The following is a 260-nucleotide window of genomic DNA, read 5'->3' on the forward strand; positions in this document are numbered from 1 at the left end:
CGCACCGATCGGCGTCGTCATCGATGCTGGGGCGGTTCTGGCCCCACTCGCCGGCGTAGCCGCTCGCGCCGCCGAGGCTCTCGCCCCGCAGGATCGCGCCGCCGCCGATACCGCTCGCGCCGCCGTTGAGGTAGATCACATTGCTGTGCCCGCGCGCCGCGCCGAAGGTCCATTCCGCGATCGCGGCGAGCGAGGCGTCGTTACCGACCTCAGCGGGCAGCCCCGTGCGAGCCGCGACGAGGGCGGCGAGGTCGACATCG

At 73.8% G+C, this 260-nt stretch carries 1 protein-coding gene; it reads right to left on the minus strand.

Annotation, left to right across the window (positions count from 1 at the left end; translation table 11 throughout):
* The coding region (locus tag SB754_RS21145; protein WP_410784303.1) for an ROK family protein at positions 1-260 on the minus strand (260 nt) is incomplete at both ends.

It is taken from the genome of Leifsonia sp. SIMBA_070, from assembly GCF_046534635.1.
Classification (GTDB): Bacteria; Actinomycetota; Actinomycetes; order Actinomycetales; family Microbacteriaceae; genus Leifsonia.